We start from the raw sequence: 22,767 nt of genomic DNA, 5'->3' as shown, positions 1-22,767 counted from the left end.
TCCGACGGCCTTCCAGTCATCTACTTGAACAAGCCCGAGTACTGATGAGGAGAGCCGAAGATGCCCAGCAAGAAGCCCCAGGCGCCGCAGCCGAGCCCGGTCGCGGGCACCGAAACCCCCGACAAGGCCAACACCAACGCCAAGTTGCAGAGCCTGGAAGCCTTTCGCAGCGATGCCAGCGGCCAGGCGCTGCGCACCAACCAGGGCGTGAGGGTCGCCGACAACCAGAACAGCCTCAAGGCCGGCGCCCGTGGGCCTTCGCTGCTCGAAGACTTCATCATGCGCGAGAAGATCACCCACTTCGACCATGAGCGCATACCGGAACGCATCGTCCATGCCCGGGGCTGTGGCGCCCACGGCTATTTCCAGAGCTACGGCTGCCATGGCGAACTGACCAAGGCCGGTTTCCTGCAGGATCCCGAGAAGATCACCCCGGTGTTCGTGCGTTTTTCCACCGTGCAGGGGCCACGCGGCTCGGGCGACACGGTGCGTGACGTGCGGGGCTTCGCGGTGAAGTTCTACACCGACGAGGGTAACTTCGACCTGGTCGGCAACAACATGCCGGTGTTCTTCATCCAGGACGCGATCAAGTTTCCCGACTTCGTCCACGCGGTGAAACCCGAGCCGCACAACGAGATGCCCACCGGCGGTTCGGCCCACGACACCTTCTGGGACTTCGTCTCGCTGGTGCCGGAGTCGGCGCACATGGTCATGTGGGCCATGTCCGACCGCGCCATCCCACGCAGCCTGCGGATGATGGAAGGCTTTGGCGTGCATACCTTCCGCCTGGTCAACGCCGAGGGCGTGGCCAGTTTCGTCAAGTTCCACTGGAAACCGCGCCAGGGCGTGCACTCGGTGCTGTGGGACGAGGCGCAGAAGCTGGCGGGCAAGGACACCGACTACCACCGCCGCGACCTGTGGGAGGCCATCGAGACCGGGCATTACCCGGAATGGGAGTTGGGCGTGCAGATCGTCCCCGAAGCCGATGAGCACAAGTTCGACTTCGACCTGCTCGACCCGACCAAGCTCATCCCCGAAGAACTCGTTCCGGTGACACCGTTGGGCAGGATGGTGCTCGATCGCAACCCCGACAACTTCTTCGCCGAGGTGGAGCAGATCGCCTTCTGTCCGGGGCATATCGTCCCTGGCATCGACTTCAGCAACGACCCGCTGCTGCAGGGCAGGCTGTTCTCCTACACCGATACCCAGATCAGCCGCCTGGGCGGGCCGAACTTCCATGAAATCCCGATCAACCGCCCCATCGCCCCCAACCACAGCAGCCAGCGTGATGCCATGCACCGCATGACTCTCGACAAGGGGCGCGCCGCCTACGAGCCCAACTCGATCGATGGCGGCTGGCCGCAAGAGACGCCACCCGCCGCGCGGGACGGTGGCTTCGAGAGCTATGGGGAGCGTATCGATGCCCACAAGATCCGCCAGCGCAGCGCGTCGTTCGGCGATCATTTTTCCCAGGCCCGATTGTTCTTCCAGAGCATGAGCCCGACGGAGCAGCAGCACATCATCAAGGCTTACAGCTTCGAGCTGGGCAAGGTGGAGCGTGAGGCGATTCGCGCCCGGGAAGTGAACGAGATCCTTGCCAACATCGACCTCAAGCTGGCGGCGGCGGTGGCGGCCAACCTCGGGTTGCCGGCGCCGAAGGCCGGCACGGTCAAGGTGAAAGGCAGCAAGCCCTCGCAGTCAAAGGCCTTGAGCCAGATGAGCCATCCCGGTGGGATCGGCATCAGTGGGCGCAAGGTCGCCATTCTGGTTGCCGATGGCGTGGATGCTGGCAGCGTCGACAAGGTTGTGAAGGCGCTGGAGGCCAAGAGCGCCCGCCCCGTGCTGTTGGGCCCGACCTCGGCACCGGTCAAGGCTGCCGATGGCACGCCACTGCCGGCGGATGCCTCCATGGAAGGCATGCCGTCGGTGATGTTCGATGGCGTGTGGGTGCCGGCGGGCAAGGCTTCGCTGGAGGCGCTGGAGAAAAGCGGCGTGGCCAGGCATTTCCTGCTGGAGGCCTACAAGCACCTCAAGCCCATTGGGGTGACCAGCGAGGGCAAGCTGTTGCTGAACAAGCTGGGGCTGAAGGAGGATGCGGGGCTGTTGCTGGGGGATGGGCAGAAGGCGTTCGATGGGTTCTTCAAGGCGCTCGAAGGGCACCGGGTGTGGGCGCGGGAGGCGGCTGCCGAGGCGATACCAGCGTAGGAATCAGCCCTTTCAGTGTCGATATTGGTGCTCGGCTTGGAATTGCCGGGGTCGCTTTGCGACCCTTTCGCGACACAAGGCCGCTCCTACAGGAGTTATGCGATCCCTGTAGGAGCGGCCTTGTGTCGCGAAAGGGCTGCAAAGCAGCCCCGGCAATCTTGAATTGGAGCGGGCTTGCCCCGCGATTGATCACTGCTGATGAGGGATCAAGACCACCTGCGCCGGCAGCGAGCGCTGGATCTCATGTTTCTGCTCAAGCTCGAAACCACTGTCGAGCTTGCGCACGCGCTTCTCCAGCAGGGTCTTGAGCCACGGCGCGTCCTGGGTGCGCGGGACCTGGAACACCACCTCGCACTGGTAATTCACCACATCGGCGGCGATGTCATCCAACTGGCGGCGCATCGCCCGGCTGTCGGTGGTCTTCAACGCCACGACGGTGCTGGGCGCGGTCGGGTCGATGACCCGGGCCTTGGGCTTGGACTCGGCCGCCTTCAGCGCCGCCTCGGCCTTTTCCAGCTCGGCCTTGCGCGCCTGGGCCATGGCATCGCCGCCAGTCAGGGCTGGTGCCTGGGGCATCAGCGCCCGGGCGCGGGCCAGCGCGGTGGCGGCGGCATTCACATCGCCCTTTTGCAGGACGATGCGGCTGCGTTGCAGGTAGGCCTCGGCCAGCTGGCGCTGGTGCGGCTCGAGGCGCGCATCGCCTGGTGCCTGGGCCTGCAGCGCGGCCAGCTGGTCCTCGGCGGTGGCCAGTTCGTTGCTGGCGATGCTCTGTTCCAGCTGCTGCCAGGCATCCGGCTGGGCAGGCGCGACCGGCTGCTCGGCCGGCTTGCTGGAGCAGGCGGCCAGGAACAGGGAAAACGCGGCAACAAGCAGATAACGTGAGGCGAACGGCTTCATTCCTGCGACTCTCTATTTGCGCAAAAAGCGAGCAAGTCTACACCCAGGTGCGCACGCTCGAAAACTGGTCTTGTCAGACCTGCAAGCGATGAAAAGGTTGCAGGGCGCGTCAGCAGGCGCCCTGGAATCTCAGCGTTTCGGCAACGCCAGGCTCAGCAAGAATAGCACTGCCGCACAGACCACGATCGAAGGCCCGGCCGGGGTGTCCTTGAACCAGGACAGCGCCAGGCCGCCACAGACCGCGGTAACCCCCAGCAGGCTGGCGCCCACGGCCATCTGCTCTGGCGAGCGGGCGTGACGCTGTGCCGCGGCGGCCGGGATGATCAGCAGCGAGGTGATCAGCAGCACGCCGACGATCTTCATTGCCACCGCGATCACCACGGCGATCAGCAGCATCAGCGCCAGGCGCAGGCCGGCCACGGGAAGGCCCTCGACCCTCGCCAGCTCCTCGTGCACGGTGACCGCCAGCAGCGGCCGCCAGAACATCGCCAGCAGTACCAGCACCAGCGCGCTGCCACCGAGGATCCAGGCCAGGTCGGTGGTGCTGATCGCCAGCAGGTCGCCGAACAGGTAGGCCATCAGGTCGATGCGCACATCGTGCATGAAGCTCAGCACCACCAGGCCCAGCGACAGGGTGCTGGGGGCGAGGATGCCGAGCAGGGTGTCCGAGGCCAGTGGCTGGCGCTGTTGCAGGGTCACCAGCAGGATCGCCAGCAACAGGCAGCCGACCGTCACCGCCAGCGCCGGGCTGACGTCCAGGGCGAAACCCAGCGCCACGCCGAGCAGCGCGGCGTGGGACAGGGTGTCGCCGAAGTAGGCCATGCGCCGCCAGACCACGAAGGAGCCCAGGGGGCCGGCGACAAGTGCCAGCGACAGGCCGGCAAGCAGGGCGTAGAGAAGAAAATCAGCCATGCTTGCAGTGCTCTCCGTGGACATGGGCGCCGGGGGCGATCACCGAGCCGTGCAGGTCGTGGCTGTGATCGTGATGGTGGTGGTAGATGGCCAGGCTCGGTGCGTTCTGGCCGAACAGCTCGACGAAGGCCGGGTCGTTGCTGACCTGCTCCGGGTGGCCGGAGCAGCACACATGGCGGTTGAGGCAGACCACCTGGTCGGTGGCGCTCATCACCAGGTGCAGGTCGTGGGAGACCATCAGCACGCCGCAGCCATGGCGGTCGCGCAGGCGGGTGATCAGGTTGTACAGCTCGGTCTGGCCGACCACGTCGACGCCCTGCACCGGTTCGTCCAGTACCAGCAGTTCGGGTTCGCGCAGCAGGGCGCGGGCCAGCAGCACGCGCTGCATTTCGCCGCCGGAGATGGTCTGGATCGGGCTGTCGATCACCTGCTCGGCGCCGACTTCCTGCAGCGCCGCCAAGGCTGCCGCGCGGTCTACCCCGGGCACCAGGCGCAGGAAGCGCAGCACCGACAGCGGCAGCGTGGCGTCTACCTGGATCTTCTGCGGCATGTAGCCGATACGCAGTTTCGGCTTGCGCCACACCTTGCCGCGGTGCGGCTTGAGCAGGCCGAGCACGGCGCGCACCAGGGTGGTCTTGCCGGCGCCGTTGGGGCCGATCAGGGTGACGATCTGCCCGGGCGCGACGGCCAGGTCGATGCTGTCGAGCACCGCCTCGCCACCGAAGCTGACGCCGACCTGCTCGAGTCGGATCAGGGCGTCGCTCATGCCTTGCCCCGGCAGTTGCCGCACAGGCCGACCACTTCGACCGTCTGCGTCTCGACGGCGAAGCCCACGGCCTTGGCGCTGCTGACGATGGCGTCGCTGATGCTGTTCTGCTCGAGCTCGATGGCCACATGGCATTCGCGGCAGATCAGGAACTGGCCCTGGTGCGCATGCTCGGGATGACTGCAGCCGATGAAGGCATTGAGGGAGGCGATGCGGTGCACCAAGCCGTTCTCCAGCAGGAAGTCCAGCGCCCGATAGACGGTGGGCGGCGCGGCGCGGCGGCCGTCCTGCTCGCTGAGCACGGCGAGGATGTCGTAGGCGCCCAGCGGCTTGTGGCTCTGCCACACCAGCTCCAGCACGCGGCGGCGCAGGGCGGTCAGGCGCAGGCCCTGACGGTTGCACAACGCGTCGGCCTCGGCCAGCGCACTGTGGACGCAGTGGGAGTGATCGTGGGGACGGTGGGCCAGCGGCGTGATGGACATGGGCAGCGACGGTTCAGGATGGAGACGTTATTATGTTACCTGTTTCTGACGACCCGAGTATCCACCGTGTCCCGATTCCTTGCCCTGTTTGTCGCTTTCATCTCTTTTTCGGCCCACGCCGACGTGCGCGTGCTGACCAGCATCAAGCCTCTGCAGCAGATCGCCGCAGCCGTCCAGGACGGTGTCGGCAGCCCAGACGTGCTGCTGCCGCCGGGGGCTTCCCCGCACAACTACGCGCTGCGCCCCTCCGACGTGCGCAAGGTCGCCGATGCCGACCTGTTGTACTGGATCGGCCCGGACATGGAAGGCTTCCTGCCCCGTGTGCTGAAGAGCCGCGCCAAGTCGACCGTGGCCGTACAGTCGCTGTCAGGCCTGCAACTGCGCCATTTCGGCGAGGACAGCCACTCCCACGACGAGGAAGACCACGACGATCACGACCATGACCACCGTCCGGGCAGCCTTGACGCGCACCTGTGGTTGTCGTCAGTGAATGCCCGGGTGATCGCGACGAAGATGGCCGGCGACCTGGCGACAGCGGATCCGGCCAATGCGCCGCGCTACCAGGCCAACCTCAAGCTGTTCGTCGAGCGCATGGATGCCCTGGATGGGCGGATCAAGCAGCGGGTGGTGGGGATCGCCGGCAAGCCGTACTTCGTGTTCCACGAGGCCTTCGACTACTTCGAGGCCGCTTATGGCCTGAAGCACGCCGGTGTGTTCAGCGTCGCCTCGGAAGTGCAGCCGGGCGCGCAGCACGTCGCGGCCATGCGCAAGCGCCTGCAGGCGGTGGGCAAGACCTGTGTGTTCAGCGAGCCGCCGCTGCGCCCACGCCTGGCCGAGACGCTGACGGCCGGGTTGCCGGTGCGCCTGGCGGAGCTGGATGCGCTGGGGGGCAGCGATGCGGTGGATGCCAGGGGCTATGAGCGTTTGCTGGAGAAGCTGGGCAACGACCTGACCGGCTGCCTGGAACAGCTCTGAGGTTGTAGGCAGATCAGGTGGGAGCGGGCTTGCCCCGCGATAGCGTTGGCAGGCCCGGCGCTATCGCGGGGCAAGCCCGCTCCCACAAATGCCGCTATTGCCTAATCAGAGCGCGAACGGCAGGTGCAGCGCCACCTGCTGGCGCTGCGCCAGGCGCACTTCGAACTCGCTCGGGTCATGGATCATCACGTCCATCCCGGCGAACGCCTGCGCCGCGATCAGGCGCGACAGCCAGAAGCGCACGCAAGCCACCCGCAGCATCACCGGCCACAGCTCGGCCTCGGCGGCGGTGAACGGCCGCAGCGCCGCATAGGCGCCCAGCAGGGCCTGGGCGCGCGGCAGGTCGATGCCGCCCTGCTCGTCCAGGCACCAGTCGTTCACGGTGATGGCGATGTCATACAGCATCGGCCCGGAGCAGGCGTTGTAGAAGTCGATGAGCCCGGTCAGGTGGGTGCCTTCGAACATCACGTTGTCGCGGAACAGGTCGGCGTGCAGGTTGGCCTTGGGCAGGGCGAGGATCTGCGCCTTGTGCGCGGTGATTTCCGCCAGTGCCGGCTGCAACAGCCCTGTCTGTTCCCGGTTCAGGCCCGGCAGCAGCTCGGCGCCAGATTCCAGCATCCAGTCCAGGCCACGGTCGGTGCGGCGCTCGATGATGTGCTCGCGGGTAGCCAGGTGGATATGCGCCAACAGCTCGCCGACCTGGGCGCAGTGCTGGTTGTTCGGAGCCTTGATGTGCTTGCCCGAAAGCCGTGGCTGCAGAAGAGCCGGCTTGCCGCACAGTTCGCGCAGGCCGTTGCCGTCGCGGTCGCGCACGGCGTAGGGCACCGGCATGTCGGCAGCGTGCAGCACGTCGAGCAGTTCGATGAAGAACGGCATGTCTTCAGCCGGCCCGCGCTCGATCAGTGTGAGGACGAACTCCCCCTTTTCCAGGCTGACGAAGAAATTGCTGTTCTCGGTACCGGCGGCGATGCCCTGGAAGTCGAGCAGGCGACCCAGCTCGTACGGCGCCAGAAAGGTTTCCAGCTCAGGCCGGGACACAGGGGTGAAGACTGACATGTTGAAGAATTGCCCATGCGGGCACTTCCGCCGGAAGTGCCTGGTTGATAAGAACGATACGCGTTACTAGCTTACCACTCGAAGATCTTCCAGGACGGAATCAGCATGTCCGGCTGGTCGGAACGAATGAAATTGCCTTCGGAGCCATCGGCGCGTACCAGGAAATAAGGCTTGCCGTTCTTCGGCGTGACCTTGATCGCATACAGGAAGCCGTTTTGACGGTACTCCTGGATGGTCTTGTCGCCTTCCGTGCGAATGGTTACATCGGGATCGGCCGATGGGGCTTCGTCCGCCGCCAGGGTGACGACCGGCATGGTGGCCAGCAGACCGAGCAGTAACAGGCGAATGGGTGTGCGCATGATAACCTAGTCCTTTTGTCGTCATTGATCCGGCTATTCTAGCGCCGGACCCGTCGAAAAGGTTGATTCTCCTCATGAGCCAAGCGCCCCTCGTCCTGGTGGACGGTTCGTCCTACCTCTACCGCGCCTTTCACGCGCTGCCGCCGCTGACCACCTCCAAGGGCATGCCCACCGGCGCGGTCAAGGGCGTGCTGAACATGCTCAAGAGCCTGCGCAAGCAGTACCCGGACAGCCTGTTCGCGGTGGTTTTCGACGCCAAGGGCGGGACCTTCCGCGACGCCATGTTCGCCGAGTACAAGGCTAACCGCCCGAGCATGCCCGACGACCTGCGGGTGCAGGTCGAGCCGCTGCACGCCAGCGTCCGCGCCCTCGGCTACCCGCTGCTGTGCGTCGAAGGCGTGGAGGCCGACGACGTCATCGGCACCCTGGCGCGCAGCAGCGCCGCCGGCCGCCCGGTGATCATCTCGACCGGCGACAAGGACATGGCCCAGTTGGTGGACGGTCACGTCACCCTGGTCAACACCATGACCGGCAGCGTGCTGGACATCGCCGGCGTGCACGAGAAGTTCGGCGTAGGTCCCGAGCACATCATCGACTTCCTCGCCCTGATGGGCGACAAGGTCGACAACATCCCCGGCGTGCCGGGCGTTGGCGAGAAGACCGCGGTCGGCCTGCTGACCGGTATCGGCGGTGGCCTGCGCGACCTGTACGACAACCTCGACAAGGTGCCGGCCCTGGCCATCCGTGGCGCCAAGACCCTGCCGGCCAAGCTCGAGGAGCACCGCGACGCGGCCTTCCTGTCCTACGAGCTGGCGACCATCAAGTGCGATGTCGAGCTGGATGTCGAAGTGGACGCCCTGGTCTGCGGCGAGCCGGACCGCGAGGCGCTGCTGGCGCTGTACACCGAGATGGAGTTCAAGAGCTGGGTGGCCGAAGTCCAGCGCAGCGCGCCCAAGGCCGGTGACAGCGTTGCTGCCGACGTTGAGCCTGTGGCCGAGAAGGTCGAGCCGAAGTACGAGACCATCCTCGACCAGGCGCGTTTCGACGCCTGGCTTGAGAAGCTGCGCCAGGCGCCGCTGTTCGCCTTCGACACCGAGACCACCGGCCTCGACGCGCAGCAGGCGCAACTCGTTGGCCTGTCGTTCGCCGTCGAGCCCCACGAGGCCGCCTATGTGCCGCTGGCCCACGATTACGAAGGCGCCCCCGCCCAGCTCGACCGTGACGCCGTGCTGCTGGCCCTCAAGCCCCTGCTGGAAGACCCGGCCAAGGGCAAGATCGGCCAGAACGCCAAGTACGACATCAATATCCTGGCCAACGGCAGCCCGGCCATCCTGATGCGCGGCGTGGCCTACGACACCATGCTCGAGTCCTACGTGTTCAACTCCACCGCCACTCGCCACGACATGGACAGCCTGGCGCAGAAGTACCTGGACCACTCCACCATCGCTTTCGAGGATATCGCCGGCAAGGGCGCCAAACAGCTGACCTTCAACCAGATTCATCTGGACAAGGCCGGCCCCTATGCCGCCGAGGACGCCGACATCACCCTGCGCCTGCACCACGCGCTGCAGGCGCGCCTGGCCGAGACACCCAGCGTGCAGCCGGTGTTGATGGACATCGAGATGCCGCTGGTACCGGTGCTGGCCCGCATCGAGCGCCAGGGCGCACTGGTGGATGCCGCGCTGCTCAAGGTGCAGAGCGGCGAGCTGGGAGCAAAGATGGTCGAGCTGGAACGCGAGGCGTTCGAGCTGGCGGGCGAGACGTTCAACCTGGGCTCGCCCAAGCAGCTGGGGGGGATCCTCTACGACAAGCTGGGCATGCCGGTGCTGAGCAAGACCGCCAAGGGCCAGCCGTCCACCGCCGAGGCGGTGCTCGATGAGCTGGCCGAGCAAGGCTACCCGCTGCCCAAGGTGCTGATGCAGTACCGCAGCCTGAGCAAGCTCAAGAACACTTACACCGACAAGCTGCCCGAGCAGATCAACCCGCGCACCGGACGCATCCACACCTCCTACCAGCAGGCCGTGGCCGCCACCGGGCGCCTGTCGTCCAACGACCCGAACCTGCAGAACATCCCGATCCGTACCGCCGAAGGTCGGCGCATTCGCCAGGCTTTCGTCGCCAGCCCCGGCTACCGCCTGCTGGCGGCGGACTACTCGCAGATCGAGTTGCGCATCATGGCCCACCTGGCCAAGGACGAGGGCCTGCTGCATGCCTTCCGCAATGACCTGGATGTGCACCGCGCCACCGCCGCCGAAGTGTTCGGCGTCGCCCTCGAGAATGTCACCAACGACCAGCGCCGCAGCGCTAAGGCGATCAACTTCGGCCTGATCTACGGCATGAGCGCGTTCGGCCTGGCCAAGCAGATCGGCGTCGACCGCAAGCAGTCCCAGGACTACATCGACCGCTACTTCGCCCGTTACCCCGGCGTGCTGGCCTACATGGAGCGCACCCGCGCCCAGGCCGCCGAGCAGGGCTTCGTCGAAACCCTGTTCGGCCGTCGCCTGTACCTGCCGGACATCAACGCCAAGAACCCGGCCCTGCGCAAAGGCGCCGAGCGCACCGCGATCAACGCCCCGATGCAGGGGACCGCGGCGGACATCATCAAGCGCGCCATGGTGGCGGTGGACAACTGGCTGGCCGACAGCAAGCTGGATGCGCGCGTTATCCTGCAGGTGCACGACGAACTGGTGCTGGAGGTGCGCGAGGACCTGGTCGAACGGGTGAAAGATGAAATCCGTGTCCACATGAGTGGCGCGGCGCAGCTGGATGTACCGCTGCTGGTGGAAGTAGGCGTTGGCGCGAATTGGGACGAAGCTCACTAAACGCTGCGTGAAAGCTGTGTAGGATCTGCGGCGTAGTGTCGCGGATCCGGTGCTGGCCTCGGGCCTTAGATCGGGAGTTTCATGAAACTATCGCAAATAGTTTCGAGGGGCTTGGAACTAAACCGGTGAACCGCCACTCAGAGGTACTGAATGGCTGGTGAAGCCTTTCGATGCTCCTATGTTGTGTTAAGTGTTGGCAGATATCTGGACCCCGCCCTAGCGGTCCGGACTTGGACCCCGAACTTCCCCCTCCCCATACGAAGTCCGGGGTTTTTTTTGCCCGGAATTCGGCGTTTTGGCTGGATGCAGACCCTGTGGGAGCGGGTTTACCCGCGAATGCGGCGGTGAACCCAGCATCGCATTCGCGGGTAAACCCGCTCCCTCAGAAGTTGTACCAGCCTTCAAGCCACCGGCTTGTCTTCCAGCTCCATCCAGTCCGCCAGCACCCCGTAGGCCTCCTCCAGCCCCAGGCGCTTGGGCGCCGAGAACAGCTGGATGGTCGCCGTATCGCCCCAGCCCTTGCGGATTTCCGCCTGCACCTTGAGCAGGGTGTTCTTGCCGGCGCCGTGGGTGAGCTTGTCGGCCTTGGTCAGCAGGATGTGCATGGGCATGCCGCTGGCCTTGGCCCAGTCGAGCATCATCTTGTCGAAGTCGGTCATCGGGTGGCGGGTGTCCATCATCAGGATCACCCCGCGCAGGCACTCGCGGCTGCCCAGGTAGGCTTCCAGGTGTTTCTGCCAGTGCTGCTTGAGCGGAATCGGCACTTTTGCATAACCGTAGCCCGGCAGGTCGACCAAACGCCGTTCATCGTCCAGACTGAAGAAATTCAGCAGCTGGGTGCGCCCGGGGGTCTTCGAGGTGCGCGCCAGGCTGGCGTGGGTCAGGGTGTTGAGGGCGCTGGATTTACCGGCGTTGGAACGGCCGGCGAAAGCCACCTCGTAACCCTGGTCTTCGGGGCATTGTTCGACCTTGGCGGCGCTGAGGGCGAATTTGGCTTTCTGGCAGAGGCCGAGGATGGGGTTCTTGACTTGCATGGGATTTCCGATGTGGGTGTTGCCCAGCGCTGGAGGCGTAGGACCAGGCCTGGCAAGCGGTGTCGTTTCCGTTTGGCTGGCGGAAGTATATAATGCCCCAGTTTTTGTGTGCTCATTCGCCCAGCGAAGGCAATTGAGCATGGGGTGTCGAACAATAGCTCGCGCAACAGAACGCAGCGCGGCCCCCAACCCTGTCAGGTCGTTTCGCATGGCGAAATGGCTGCTTGCTGTCGGTATGTTCCTGCCGTTTTTCAGCGCACAGGCTACACAGGATCCCGAGGCGTTGTACAACCGCACGTGCGCGGCCTGTCACGCCGGACAACTGCCCCAGGCACCCAAAAGCGGTGACCGGGCGGCCTGGGAGCCAAGGCTGGCGCGAGGCATGGAGCAACTGGTGGTGCATGTTACACAGGGTTTCAAGGCTATGCCGCCGCGTGGATTGTGCATGGACTGCAGTGCCGAGGACTACCGTTTGGTCATCCTTTGGATGAGCGGCAGTCCCGATACATAACATTTCACCCTTAGCCGTGTTGGATTAGCTGATGAACAAACTATTCGTGAGTCTGCTGTTGACCATGGGGGTCGCAGGTGCGGCAACTGCTGCGGGACCCATCAAAGGCGATGCTGCTGCCGGTCAGGCCAAAACAGCTGTCTGTGGGGCCTGCCACAACCCTGACGGCAACAGCCTGGCACCGAACTTCCCGAAACTCGCCGGCCAAGGTGAGCCCTACCTGAACAAGCAGCTGCATGACATCAAGGACGGCAAGCGTACCGTGCTGGAGATGACCGGCATGCTGGCCAACTTCAACGACCAGGACCTGGCCGATATCGCCGCCTACTTCGCCAGCCAGAAAGGCAGCGTGGGCGCCGCCGACCCGAAACTGGTCGAGCGCGGCCGTGCCCTGTTCAATGGCGGCAACCTCGAGAAAGGCATGCCTGCCTGCACCGGTTGTCACTCGCCTAACGGCGCGGGCATCGCCCTGGCGAAATTCCCGCACCTGAGCGGCCAGCACGCGCAGTACGTCGGCAAGCAGCTGACCGACTTCCGCGAAGGCAACCGCACCAACGACGGCGACGCCATGACCATGCGCACCATCGCCGGCAAGCTGAGCAACAAGGACATCGAAGCGCTGTCCAGCTACATTCAGGGCTTGCACTGATCCAGTTGCCCTGGGATTGAGGATTGTGTGGGAGCGGGCTTGCCCCGCGATCTGGGCCGCGTGATCATCGCATTAACCCGCGTTAACACTCGGTTAATGCATCAGCGCTAAAGATGAAAAGGGCAGCCCAGGCTGCCCTTTTTTCTGCCCATGGCCGTACACTACAGAACTCAAGCCCTTCCCGGCCTGTCCTACACAGGTCGCGTCGAGGCGACCAAAGACTGCTCAGGAGTAAAGCATGCGTAAACTGATTCTCAGCGCCGCGCTGGTCGCCGCCAGCGTATTCGGTATGGCCGCCGTGCAGGCCGCGGAGCCTGCCACCGCCGGCAAGGAATATATCGAGCTGAGCAACCCCGTTCAGGTGTCGGTGCCTGGCAAGATCGAAGTCGTCGAGCTGTTCTGGTACGGCTGCCCGCACTGCTACCACTTCGAACCGGTCATCAACCCCTGGGCTGAAAAACTTCCGAAGGACGTCAACTTCAAACGCATCCCGGCCATGTTCGGCGGCCCATGGGATGCCCATGGCCAGATGTTCCTGACCCTCGAAGCCATGGGCGTGGAGCACAAGGTTCACGCCGCGGTATTCGACGCCATCCAGAATCAGCGCAAGCGCCTGACCGACCCGAACGACATGGCCGACTTCCTGGCCACCCAGGGCGTGGACAAGGACAAGTTCCTGGCCACCTTCAACTCCTTTGCCATCAAGGGCCAGGTCAACCAGGCCAAGGAGCTGGCCAAGAAGTACGAAATCACCGGCGTGCCGAGCATGGTCGTCAACGGCAAGTACCGCTTCGACCTGGGCACTGCCGGTGGTCCAGAAGGCGTGCTGAACGTTGCCGACCAGCTGATCGCCAAGGAGCGCGCCGCTAAGTAAGCGGCGATTGCCATGCGCTTGCGTGCCACGCGAGGCATCGGCCTGCCCCAGCCGCAGGTCAACGAGCATCACCTGCGGGCCTCTGGCCTGCCGGAGGATGGTCGCCTGCGGCTGCTCAGCTTCAATATCCAGGTCGGCATCAGCACCGAGCGTTATCGGCACTATGTCACCCGCAGCTGGCAGCACCTGCTGCCGCACAACGGGCGCGCCGGCAACCTGCAGAAGATCGGCGACCTGCTCGGCGACTTCGACCTGGTGGCCCTGCAGGAAGCCGACGGCGGCAGCCTGCGCTCCGGCTTTGTCAACCAGGTCGAGCACCTTGCCCAGTTGGGCGCCTTCCCCTACTGGTACCAGCAGCTCAACCGCAACCTCGGGCGTTTCGCCCAGCACAGCAACGGCGTGCTCAGCCGCCTCAAGCCCCAGCACCTGGAAGACCACCCCTTGCCCGGCCCGTCCGGCCGCGGGGCGATACTGGTGCGCTTCGGCGAGGGCGAGGATGCGCTGATCGTGGTGATGATGCACCTGGCCCTTGGCGCCAAGACCCGCGCCCGTCAGCTGGCCTACATCCGCGAGCTGATTGGTGGCTATCGCCACCAGATCCTCATGGGTGACATGAACACCCATGCCAACGACCTGATCGAGCACTCACCACTGCGTGACCTGGGCCTGATCGCGCCCCAGGTCGAGGCCACCTTCCCCAGTTGGCGCCCCCAGCGTTGCCTGGACCATATCCTGCTCAGCCCGAGCCTGACACTCGAGCGAGTCGAGGTGTTGGCGCAGCCCATTTCCGACCACCTCCCGGTTGCCGTCGAGATCCGATTGCCTGATGCCCTGACTGTGGATACGCTGCCGGTCCTGAGTTAGTCCTGCCTGGGCGAATCCAGCACTCAAGTGTTGGGCTTTTCCGCCGAAATCCAGTGATTGCAGGACTAGATGCCACTACCCGTTGCGGATCCAGGCATGACCGAAGAAGCCGAGCGCTGGAAAGAAAAATACCTCAAGAGCATCGAGCAGCAGGAAAAGCTCGAGCGGCGCTGGGAAGCCCGTCTCGACCTGCTGCGTCGTGGCCTGGTGCGCAGCACCCTGGCGGCTGAAGGTAGCGACAAGACCGTTGACCAGTGCATGAAGGAAATGCGCGAGGTCATCCGCAGCGACAACATGGATGCCGGCCTCGCCGGGCTGATTCCACGCCTGGAAAAAGCCGTGCTCGACTCCGAGCAGCGCCGTGAGACCCGCATGAACCAGGTCAGCGAGGCGCTGACTGCACTGGTTACCCAGCTGCAGACCCTGCCGCTGCCGGGCGAGGTGTCGCGGCCGCTGAAAAAACTGGCGAAGAAGCTCGACGGTGGGGTCAGCCAGTCCCGCGAACTGCCGCCCTTGCTGGGTGAGCTCAGCGGCTTGCAGGGGCGCGCCCTGAGCGCGGTGCAAAAGCCCGAGGACGAAGCCCGCCCGGGTTTCCTGCAACGCCTGTTCGGTGGCCGTGACGAGGCCCCGGGCGAGCTGGTGCCTGCGCCTGTGGCCGTCGAAATACCTGTGCCTGCGGCGCAGGAGTCTCCCGTCATCGCGCCTGAGGCGCAGGCCAGGGATGCCGATGAACTGCATGCTCTGGCACCTGTGCCACCTGTGCCACCTGTGCCACCTGTGCCGCCTGTCACGCCTGAGCCTGAGCAGGAGCACACCGCGCCTGCCGAATTGCCCGAACCGGAACCCGAGCCGGAAATTGAACTGCCCGGTCCAGCGTTGGTTGAAACCACGCCAGTGCCCGTTGTCGAATCGAAAGCCGAACCTCAAGCCGAGGTGGAGCCCGTTGACGTAGCGGTTGCTGAGCCCGTGGCGCTTGTCGAGGACGTGCAACCCGTATCGGATGAGCTGGAACCTGCGGCAGATGAGGTTATCGGCGAAGACGGCCCTTATGCTCTCCCCGACGCGGTCGAGCCACCGTACAGCCAGGTCGCCGCCCATATCGAGCAGACCCTGATCGGCCTGCTCGATGACCTCAGCCTGCCGGAGCGCCACAAGGCCCAGGCCCAGGAGATGCGCGAGCGGGTTTCACGGGGGCTGAACTGGTACGAGCTGATTCCGGTCCTGGATGACCTGGCCGTGCTCATGCTGGCGATCACCGACAGTGGCCAGCATGAGTTCGAAGCCTACCTGCAACAGCTCAACGAGCGCCTGGAGACCTTCCAGAGCCATCTGCACGAAGCCAGCGCCGGCCATGCCGACAACAGCTCCGCCGCCCGCGAGCTGGACAGCCAGTTGCGCGAGCAGGTCGATGGCCTGCAAAGCAGCGTGCAGGGCGCCGTCGATGTCGACAGCCTCAAGCACATCCTGGAGAACCGTCTCGAGGGCCTGCTGGTGACCATGGACGATCACCAGCATGAGCGCGACCGCCGCGAGCACGAGCTGGCCAGCCGCCTGCAAGGCCTGGCCGAACGCGTGGCGAGCATGGAGCAGGAGGCCCTCGGTTACCGCGAGCACCTGGAGGAGCAGCGCCAGAAAGCCATGATTGATCCGCTTACCGGCCTGCCCAACCGTGCAGCCTGGAGTGAACAGGTCGAACGCGAGGTACTCGACTGGCAGGAGAACGGCGGTCACCTGGCCATGGCCATCCTCGACCTCGACCATTTCAAGCGCATCAACGACGGCTATGGTCACCTGGCGGGCGACAAGGTGCTGAAGATCGTTGCCGAGCAGTTGCGCAAGCGCCTGCGCGGGCGCGACTTCATCGCCCGCTTCGGCGGCGAGGAGTTCGTCCTGCTGTTGCCGCAGACTTCACCGCCGGCTGCGGCGCAGGTGGCCGAAGCGCTGCGGGCGGCCATCGAGGCCTGCCCGTTCCACTTCAAGGGCGAGCGGGTGGTCATCACCACCTCCATCGGCATCAGTGCCTTCCGCTCCGGCGAGCGTGGCGACCAGGTGCTCAAGCGCGCTGACGAGGCGTTGTATCGGGCCAAGGAGCAGGGGCGCAATCGGGTGGAGCAGGGTTAGACGGGATCAGGGTGAGCAAACGTGTCGGGCACGTTATACTGTAGCATTGTCGCCGCTGACTCCATCACGTGCCCCTTGCAATGAAAAGACTCTTCACCGCCCTGCTCCTGCTGGCCCTGGCAGGTTGTTCCAGTGGCCTGCGCATCGACCGCAGCCACCCCTCGGCCAACCAGGACAGCCGTATCCAGTTTGTCGTGCTGCATTACACCAATGCCTCGCTGGAGCGTTCCCTCGCCCTGTTGACCCATGGCGAAGTCAGCAGCCACTACCTGATCGGTGACGGCCCGGCCACGGTGTATCAGCTGGTGGACGAGAACCGCCGCGCCTGGCACGCCGGGGACAGCCAGTGGCAGGGTCGCACCTGGCTCAATTCCAGCTCCATTGGCATCGAGATCGTCAACGAGGGGTATACCGACACGCCGACCGGGCGGGTCTGGCATCCGTACAGCGAAGCGCAGGTGCAGGCGCTGATCGCGCTGCTCAAGGATATCGTCAAGCGCAACAACATCGATCCGCGCCACATCATCGGCCACAGCGACATCGCGCCGTTGCGCAAGCTCGATCCCGGCCCGCTGTTCCCCTGGAAGCGCCTGGCCGACGCTGGGCTGGGCATCTGGCCGGACGCCGCTTCGGTGGCGCGGCAGCAGGCCTATTTCGAGGTCAATCCACCGAGCGTCACCTGGTACCAGCAGCAGCTGGCGCGCTTCGGCTACGCCATCGACCAGACTGGCGAGCTGGATGTTTCCACCCGGCATGTGATCGCCGCCTTCCAGATGCGCTTCCGCCCGCAGCGCTTCGACGGTGTGCCGGATGCGCAGACTGCGGCGATGTTGCAGGTGCTCAACCGCAAACGCTAATACGATTTTTTGAACGTTCAGCGTGGGAGCGGGCTTGCCCCGCGATGCGATGCATGGCACCGGCTTCGCCGGTGATCGCGGGGCAAGCCCGCTCCCACGCTGGTAGTGCCTGCACCTTTTCTTCCTGTGTAACAGCGCAACATAAATCGCTGGGCGATCTTCGACAGGGTCCCTCCACTCGCCCAGCGGCCGCGCCAAGCTCCGATTCAGTTGCTATACCTTTGGTATTCAACTGGATGCCACGCATGTTTGACCTCCTCGCTTCGGTGCGTCAATTTTTCCACCGACCCTGGCTGTTGGCCGCGCTCGCGGCGTTGGCCAGTGCCGTGCTGTTGCTGGCGATCAGCGTCAACGTCGCCTTGCAGCAGATGAAGCAGAGTGAAAGCGCGCAGATGAACGCCCAGGGTGAGCGTTTCCTGGAGCGCCTGGAGCAGGTGTTCGGTCAGTTGCGCGAGGGCGTGGACCAGCTTCAGGCGCAACCCCTGCGTGGCTGTGACCCGCAGATGCTGGCGCAACTGCAGCAGGTGGCGCTGAAGTCGCGGTTCATCTACGAGGCGTCCTATGTGGAAGGCTCGCTGGCCTGTTCGAACCGCGGCGGCCAGCGGACTATCGAACCTTTGCGCAGCCCTGATATCCAGGGCCCGACCTACAGCTACTGGCTCAACACCACCACCGAGCCCAACGAGAACCTCGCGGCGCTGATGCTGGGCCGGGGCCGCTTCGTGGTGTCGACCTCCCGTGGCCATCTCACCGACGTGGTCGACCTGCCCCCGGGCGGCAGCCTGCTGGTGGTGCTGGACCGGGGCACGCGGGCCATTCCGGTGCTGGGGCCGGCGCAACCCTGGCCACCGATCGCCGATTGGCCGCCGCCGCAGGGCAAGTCGCTGATCGAACTGCCCGACCGTCTGGTCTATCGCATGTCCACCAAGTCGCCGGACTACCAGCTGGTGCTGATCGCCCCTCGTGCCAGCCTGCCCCTGAAGCTCAACGGCCTGCTCTGGTTGCTGTTCCCCGGCAGCCTGGTGCTGGCGGCGTGCATCGGCTGGCTGGTGCTGCAACTGATCCTGCAGCGCCGCTCGATGAGCTCGGAGCTGCAGCAGGCCTTGCGCCGGGGCGAACTGCAGGTGCTGTACCAGCCGATCTTCGAGCTGGACAGCCGCCGCTGCGTCGGGGCCGAGGCGCTGGTGCGCTGGCGCCGCCCGGACGGCAGCCTGACCAGCCCGGAGCTGTTCATTCCCCTGGCGGAGAACACCGGGCAGATTCGCCAGATAACCGATTTCGTCCTGCAGCGGGTGCTCGAGCAACTGGGGCAGTTGTTGCGGGCCAACCGCCAGCTGTACATCTCGGTTAACCTGGCGGCCTGCGATGTCATGGCGCCGCGTATCGGCCGGGTGGCGGCGCGGCTGTTGGCCCATCATCGGGTGGCGCCCCGGCAGATTGCCTTCGAGGTGACCGAACGCGGGCTGATCGACGTGGTGGTGGCGCGGGACAACCTGCAGGCCCTGCGCGACGTGGGGCACCAGGTGTTGATCGATGACTTCGGCACCGGCTATTGCAGCCTGGCCTACTTGCAGACATTGCCCGTGGACTGCCTGAAGATCGACAAGTCGTTCATCGACGCCCTCGGCCATGACGCCGCCAGCAGCGGCGTGGCGCCGCACATCATCCGCATGGCCCACGACCTGCACCTGCGGGTGATCGCCGAGGGCATCGAGTCCGAGGACCAGGCGGTGCTGCTCAACAGCGAGGGGGTCAACTATGGCCAGGGCTGGTTGTTCGCCCATCCGCTGAACGCGCGCCAGTTTGCCGAGCTGATTACCCGGGGGCGGCGGGTGGCGGGGCGGCGGATCGATGATGAGCCTTGAGGCTGGACTGCCTGCGCCAGCCTCATCGCTGCGCAAGCCCAACACACAGCTCAGTGATTTAGCTTGCCCCTGTTGGAGCAAATGTCTTGCTCAACTTTTAGAATCTGGCGCGATACCTGTGGGAGCGGGTTTACCCGCGAAGAATCCAGCGCGGTGCCTGGCACCGGCTTCGCCGGTGTTCGCGGCGGTGCGGCGGTCCGATAAACCCGCTCCCACCGAAAATGTCTGTCAGACCGGTAAGGCCATATAGAACTGCGTGCCCTGCCCTGGCCGTGAGAACACCCCCATCCGCCCGCCATGCAGCTGGACGATCTCCTTGCACAGCGCCAGGCCCAGGCCGGCCCCGCCCTTTTTGCGCCCGACCTGCACGAACGGCTCGAAGATTCGCCCTTGCTGGCCGTAGGCGATACCTTCGCCATTGTCCTCGACGCTGATGATCACCCGCTCTGCATGGCGCCTTGCGTGCAGGCGGATGCGCCCGCCGCTGCCGGTGTGGCGGATGGCGTTGTGCAGCAGGTTGTCGAGCACCCGGTCGAGTTGCGCGACGTCGGCCTGGATACGCGGCAGCGGCGGTTCCAGCTCGCGTACCAGCTCGATCTGCTTGCCCGAGGCCTGTTCGGCAAAGCGTGCCTGGGCGCGCTCGAACAGTTCGTCGAGGGCACAGGGGGCCAGCTCCAGCTTCTGCAGGCCGCTTTGATAGCGGGAGAAGTTGAGCAGGTCGTTGATCAGTTGGGTGAGGCGCTGCATCTCCTCGGCGATGGTCTCGAGCAGGTCGTTTTCCCGCGCCTCGGGCGGGAAACTGACCCGCTCGCGCAGCAGGCCGAACGCCATGTGCATGCCGGTGACCGGCGTGCGCAGTTCGTGGGAGGCGCGCAGCACGAACTCGCTGCGTACCCGCTCGAAGGCACGCTGTTCGGTGACATCGTGCAGCACCATCACCGCGCCGAGGATCGGTCCCTCGGGGTGGCTGACCGGGGTCAGGCTGTAGGTCAGCAGGCGGGTTTCCTCATCCACCTCCAGGCTCAGGTCGTCCGGCGGGCGGTCCAGGCTGCCGCCGCGCAGCACCTGGCGTAGCTGCTTCTCCAGCTCCGGGCGCTGCAGGGCCTCGGCCAGGCTTGCGCCGAGCCGGCTCGGGTCCCAGCCGAGCTGGCGCTGGGCCACCGGGTTGAGGTGTTCCAGGCGGCCCTGGCGATCGATGATCAGCAGGCCGTCGTCGATGCTGTCGAGCACTGCCTGCAGGCGCTGCTGGCCGGCCTGCAGTTCGTCGATGTTGGTGGCCTGGTGCTTGCGCAGGGCATCGGCCATCAGGCCGAAGCGGCGGGTCAGCTGGTTGAGCTCGGTGGCCTGGGTCACCGGCAGGGTGACGTCGAAATTGCCCTGGCCGACCTGGTCGGCGGCCTTGGCCAGCGCCTCGATCGGCTGGCCGAAGCGGCGGGCGATGTTGTGCGCGGTAATGAAACCGAGCACCAGCACGGTGAGGCCCATCAGCCCCAGCAAGCCGCTGATCAGCAGGGCGCGGTCGCGTGATTTCTCCTCGCTGCGGGCGATGTGCTCCAGGGCCTGGCGGTGAGAGTCCAACAGGTCGCTACGGACCTGGTTGAAGGCGGCGCCGAGGGGTTGGTCCACGCCCATGCTGCGGGCGGGTGTGGGGCTCTGCCGGTAGGCCTGGACGAACGCCTGGTAGTTGCTGGCGGCCTTGCTGAAACCCGTGCGCTCGCCGCCCTGCTCCAGCCCCTGCTTGAGCAGGGCCTGGAATTGGTCCTGCAAGGTCACCAGGCTGGCCGGGGCGGTGTCCTCGTCGAGGATCAGGTTCAACTGCTCACCCAGGTTTTGCCGCAGCTTCAGGCCCAGCTCCAGGGTGTGGGTGGTGTCCTGCACCACGCGCTGCTGCAGGGCTGCCATCTGCAGCACGCTGAACAGCCCCAGCATCAGCCCCAGCAGGGCTACCGTGACCAGCGCCGAAATGCTGAGGAACAGCCGCGTGCGCAGCTTCATCGGCCATTTCATAGGTTGTACTGCTTGCGCTTGCGGTACAGGGTGGAGGCGTCGATGCCGAGGGTCTTGGCCGCCTGGTCGAGGGTGTCGCTGGTGGCCAGCACCGCGCCGATATGGGCGCGTTCCAGTTCATCCAGGCTCAGCGCCGCGCCGACCCTGGGTGCGTTGCTGACGGACTGCTCGGCCATGCCCAGGTGGCTGATCTCCACCCATTCCTGTGGGCAGATGATGCTGGCCCGTTCGATCACGTTGCGCAGTTCGCGAATATTGCCCGGCCAGCGGTAGTTGAGCAGCGCGGCCCGGGCTTCGTCGCTGAAGCCGCGGGCCGGGCGCGAGTATTCCTTGACGAAGCGGGCCAGGAAACGGTCGGCCAGGGTCAGGATGTCCTCGCTGCGCTCGCGCAGCGGCGGCAGGTGCAGGGTGATGACGTTCAACCGGTACAGCAGGTCTTCACGGAAGCGGTTCTCGCGGACCATCTCGTCGAGATTGAGGTTGGTGGCCGCGAGGATCCGCACGTCCGCCCGACGGGTGACCGGATCGCCGACCCGCTCGTATTCCTTGTCCTGGATGAAACGCAGCAGTTTCGGTTGCAGCGTGAGGGGAAAATCGCCGATTTCGTCGAGAAACAGCGTGCCACCATCGGCCTGGCTGACCCGCCCCAGGGTGCTCTCGCTGGCACCGGTGAAGGCACCACGGGTGTGGCCGAACAGCTCGCTCTCCATCAGCTCGGCATTCAGCGAGGGGCAGTTGATGGTCACGCAGGCCTTGCGCGCCCGCTTGCTCCAGCCATGGATGGCACGGGCCAGCTCGCCCTTGCCGGTGCCCGACTCGCCGAGGATGAGGATGTTGGCGTCGGTGGTCGCCACCTGGCGCGCGGTTTCCAGCACCGCCATCATCGCCGGGCTATGGGAGTCCAGGCCGTCCTTGGGTTTGCGTACCTCGCCTTCCAGGGCTTCCAGGCGCGCCGACAGCTGCCGCACCTCCAGCTGCTTGGCGGTGGCCAGGCGCAGCTGGTCGGGGCTGCAGGGCTTGACCAGGTAGTCGGCGGCGCCGGCCTGGATGGCATCCACCGCGGTGTCGATGGCCGAGTGGGCGGTGACGATCACCACCCGCATCCACGGTGCCTGGATGCGCATCTGCGCCAGCACGTCCAGGCCATTGTCCTCGCCCAGGCGCAGGTCAAGGAAGCACAGGTCGAACACCTGGCGCTGCAACAGGGTCTCAGCCTGGGAGGCGCTGTTGGCGGTCGCCACGCTGTAGCCCTCGTCCTCGAGGCAATAGCGGAAGGTACGCAGGATGGCGGACTCGTCATCCACCAGCAGAATGCGGCCTTGGTTGTCCTGGGCTGATTCCATTTCCTGCGCTCCTTTGGGATTGATCTCAATTAGTGTCGGAAAAATCGGGCAAGTTGCATGGTCGATTCTGATTGATTCCGCTCCATGCATGCTAGCCGTACGCCTTCATGATGGCTAAGTGACTGAAAAATCTGAAGTTGATTGTTGGCAACTGGCTGGCATGAGGGT

General features: G+C 65.2%; 19 protein-coding genes. 10 read left to right on the top strand and 9 right to left on the bottom strand.

From position 1 onward, the window contains the following. The first annotated feature begins 60 nt into the window (after positions 1 to 60). Positions 61 to 2,205, top strand: a complete 2,145-nt coding sequence (katE, locus tag ACZ899_RS19115) for a catalase HPII (protein ID WP_234563082.1) — start codon at positions 61 to 63, stop codon at positions 2,203 to 2,205. A gap of 189 nt (positions 2,206 to 2,394) precedes the next feature. Here the strand turns inward: katE and ACZ899_RS19110 are convergent, their stop codons facing one another. The 4 genes from ACZ899_RS19110 to zur form a co-directional block, all read right to left on the bottom strand. Beyond that, positions 2,395 to 3,102: a PA5502 family lipoprotein gene (locus tag ACZ899_RS19110; protein ID WP_203649144.1), complete on the bottom strand. Its 708-nt coding sequence runs from the start codon at positions 3,100 to 3,102 to the stop codon at positions 2,395 to 2,397. A 129-nt stretch (positions 3,103 to 3,231) separates the two neighbouring features. Next, the gene (gene znuB, locus ACZ899_RS19105; protein ID WP_203649142.1) at positions 3,232 to 4,014 is read right to left on the bottom strand and encodes a zinc ABC transporter permease subunit ZnuB; all 783 of its coding nucleotides are present in this window, start codon (positions 4,012 to 4,014) and stop codon (positions 3,232 to 3,234) included. Next, positions 4,007 to 4,780, bottom strand: a complete 774-nt coding sequence (gene znuC, locus ACZ899_RS19100) for a zinc ABC transporter ATP-binding protein ZnuC (RefSeq protein ID WP_050703195.1) — start codon at positions 4,778 to 4,780, stop codon at positions 4,007 to 4,009. Before znuC ends, znuB begins: the two co-directional genes overlap by 8 nt. Beyond that, positions 4,777 to 5,262 (bottom strand): zinc uptake transcriptional repressor Zur, encoded by a 486-nt coding sequence (gene zur, locus ACZ899_RS19095; protein WP_050703196.1) that lies wholly within the window; start codon positions 5,260 to 5,262, stop codon positions 4,777 to 4,779. Before zur ends, znuC begins: the two co-directional genes overlap by 4 nt. An 18-nt stretch (positions 5,263 to 5,280) precedes the next feature. Here zur and ACZ899_RS19090 point away from each other — a divergent pair, with 18 nt between their 5' ends. Next, positions 5,281 to 6,237, top strand: coding sequence for a zinc ABC transporter substrate-binding protein (locus tag ACZ899_RS19090; protein WP_234563083.1), 957 nt, complete (start codon positions 5,281 to 5,283; stop codon positions 6,235 to 6,237). Between the two features lie 105 nt (positions 6,238 to 6,342). Here ACZ899_RS19090 and ACZ899_RS19085 read toward each other — a convergent pair whose 3' ends face one another. Both ACZ899_RS19085 and ACZ899_RS19080 read right to left on the bottom strand, forming a co-directional pair. After that, entirely contained in the window at positions 6,343 to 7,293 is a 951-nt protein-coding gene (locus ACZ899_RS19085) for a homoserine kinase (RefSeq protein WP_203649121.1), read from the bottom strand. Positions 7,294 to 7,364: 71 nt separating this feature from the next. Further along, positions 7,365 to 7,652 carry a DUF2782 domain-containing protein gene (locus ACZ899_RS19080; RefSeq protein WP_050703199.1) on the bottom strand — a complete coding sequence of 96 codons (288 nt, stop codon included), beginning with the start codon at positions 7,650 to 7,652 and terminating at the stop codon, positions 7,365 to 7,367. 74 nt (positions 7,653 to 7,726) lie between these two features. Here ACZ899_RS19080 and polA point away from each other — a divergent pair, with 74 nt between their 5' ends. Then, positions 7,727 to 10,474: a DNA polymerase I gene (gene polA / locus ACZ899_RS19075; RefSeq protein WP_234562770.1), complete on the top strand. Its 2,748-nt coding sequence runs from the start codon at positions 7,727 to 7,729 to the stop codon at positions 10,472 to 10,474. Positions 10,475 to 10,875: 401 nt separating this feature from the next. Here the strand turns inward: polA and yihA are convergent, their stop codons facing one another. Continuing rightward, positions 10,876 to 11,508: a ribosome biogenesis GTP-binding protein YihA/YsxC gene (yihA, locus tag ACZ899_RS19070; RefSeq protein WP_234562771.1), complete on the bottom strand. Its 633-nt coding sequence runs from the start codon at positions 11,506 to 11,508 to the stop codon at positions 10,876 to 10,878. Between the two features lie 208 nt (positions 11,509 to 11,716). Between yihA and ACZ899_RS19065 the strand changes: the two genes are divergently transcribed. The 7 genes from ACZ899_RS19065 to ACZ899_RS19035 all read left to right on the top strand — a co-directional run bounded on the left by ACZ899_RS19065 (position 11,717) and on the right by ACZ899_RS19035 (position 19,249). Then, positions 11,717 to 12,019 (top strand): c-type cytochrome, encoded by a 303-nt coding sequence (locus tag ACZ899_RS19065; RefSeq protein WP_050703202.1) that lies wholly within the window; start codon positions 11,717 to 11,719, stop codon positions 12,017 to 12,019. 31 nt (positions 12,020 to 12,050) lie between these two features. Next, positions 12,051 to 12,668 (top strand): c-type cytochrome, encoded by a 618-nt coding sequence (locus ACZ899_RS19060; RefSeq protein ID WP_186712198.1) that lies wholly within the window; start codon positions 12,051 to 12,053, stop codon positions 12,666 to 12,668. Positions 12,669 to 12,906: 238 nt separating this feature from the next. Continuing rightward, positions 12,907 to 13,542: a thiol:disulfide interchange protein DsbA gene (gene dsbA / locus ACZ899_RS19055; RefSeq protein ID WP_023629400.1), complete on the top strand. Its 636-nt coding sequence runs from the start codon at positions 12,907 to 12,909 to the stop codon at positions 13,540 to 13,542. A gap of 12 nt (positions 13,543 to 13,554) precedes the next feature. Beyond that, positions 13,555 to 14,406, top strand: coding sequence for an endonuclease/exonuclease/phosphatase family protein (locus ACZ899_RS19050; RefSeq protein ID WP_234562772.1), 852 nt, complete (start codon positions 13,555 to 13,557; stop codon positions 14,404 to 14,406). Positions 14,407 to 14,502: 96 nt separating this feature from the next. After that, positions 14,503 to 16,527: a GGDEF domain-containing protein gene (locus tag ACZ899_RS19045; RefSeq protein WP_234562773.1), complete on the top strand. Its 2,025-nt coding sequence runs from the start codon at positions 14,503 to 14,505 to the stop codon at positions 16,525 to 16,527. Between the two features lie 80 nt (positions 16,528 to 16,607). Then, a complete protein-coding gene (locus ACZ899_RS19040) occupies positions 16,608 to 17,384 on the top strand; it encodes an N-acetylmuramoyl-L-alanine amidase (protein WP_050703206.1) in 777 nt (258 codons plus the stop codon). Between the two features lie 245 nt (positions 17,385 to 17,629). Continuing rightward, positions 17,630 to 19,249 carry an EAL domain-containing protein gene (locus tag ACZ899_RS19035; protein WP_232855477.1) on the top strand — a complete coding sequence of 540 codons (1,620 nt, stop codon included), beginning with the start codon at positions 17,630 to 17,632 and terminating at the stop codon, positions 19,247 to 19,249. Positions 19,250 to 19,477: 228 nt separating this feature from the next. Here ACZ899_RS19035 and ACZ899_RS19030 read toward each other — a convergent pair whose 3' ends face one another. Then, complete coding sequence (locus tag ACZ899_RS19030; RefSeq protein ID WP_234562774.1) at positions 19,478 to 21,256, bottom strand: KinB sensor domain-containing domain; 1,779 nt, start codon at positions 21,254 to 21,256, stop codon at positions 19,478 to 19,480. Further along, positions 21,253 to 22,599 (bottom strand): sigma-54-dependent transcriptional regulator, encoded by a 1,347-nt coding sequence (gene algB / locus ACZ899_RS19025; RefSeq protein ID WP_203649096.1) that lies wholly within the window; start codon positions 22,597 to 22,599, stop codon positions 21,253 to 21,255. The genes ACZ899_RS19030 and algB overlap by 4 nt, the downstream gene beginning before the upstream one ends. Positions 22,600 to 22,767: the final 168 nt, after the last annotated feature.

Source organism: Pseudomonas sp. TE31087 (genome assembly GCF_057284075.1).
Note: the sequence above shows the minus strand (reverse complement) of the source record. Positions and strands in the feature narration are given on the sequence as shown.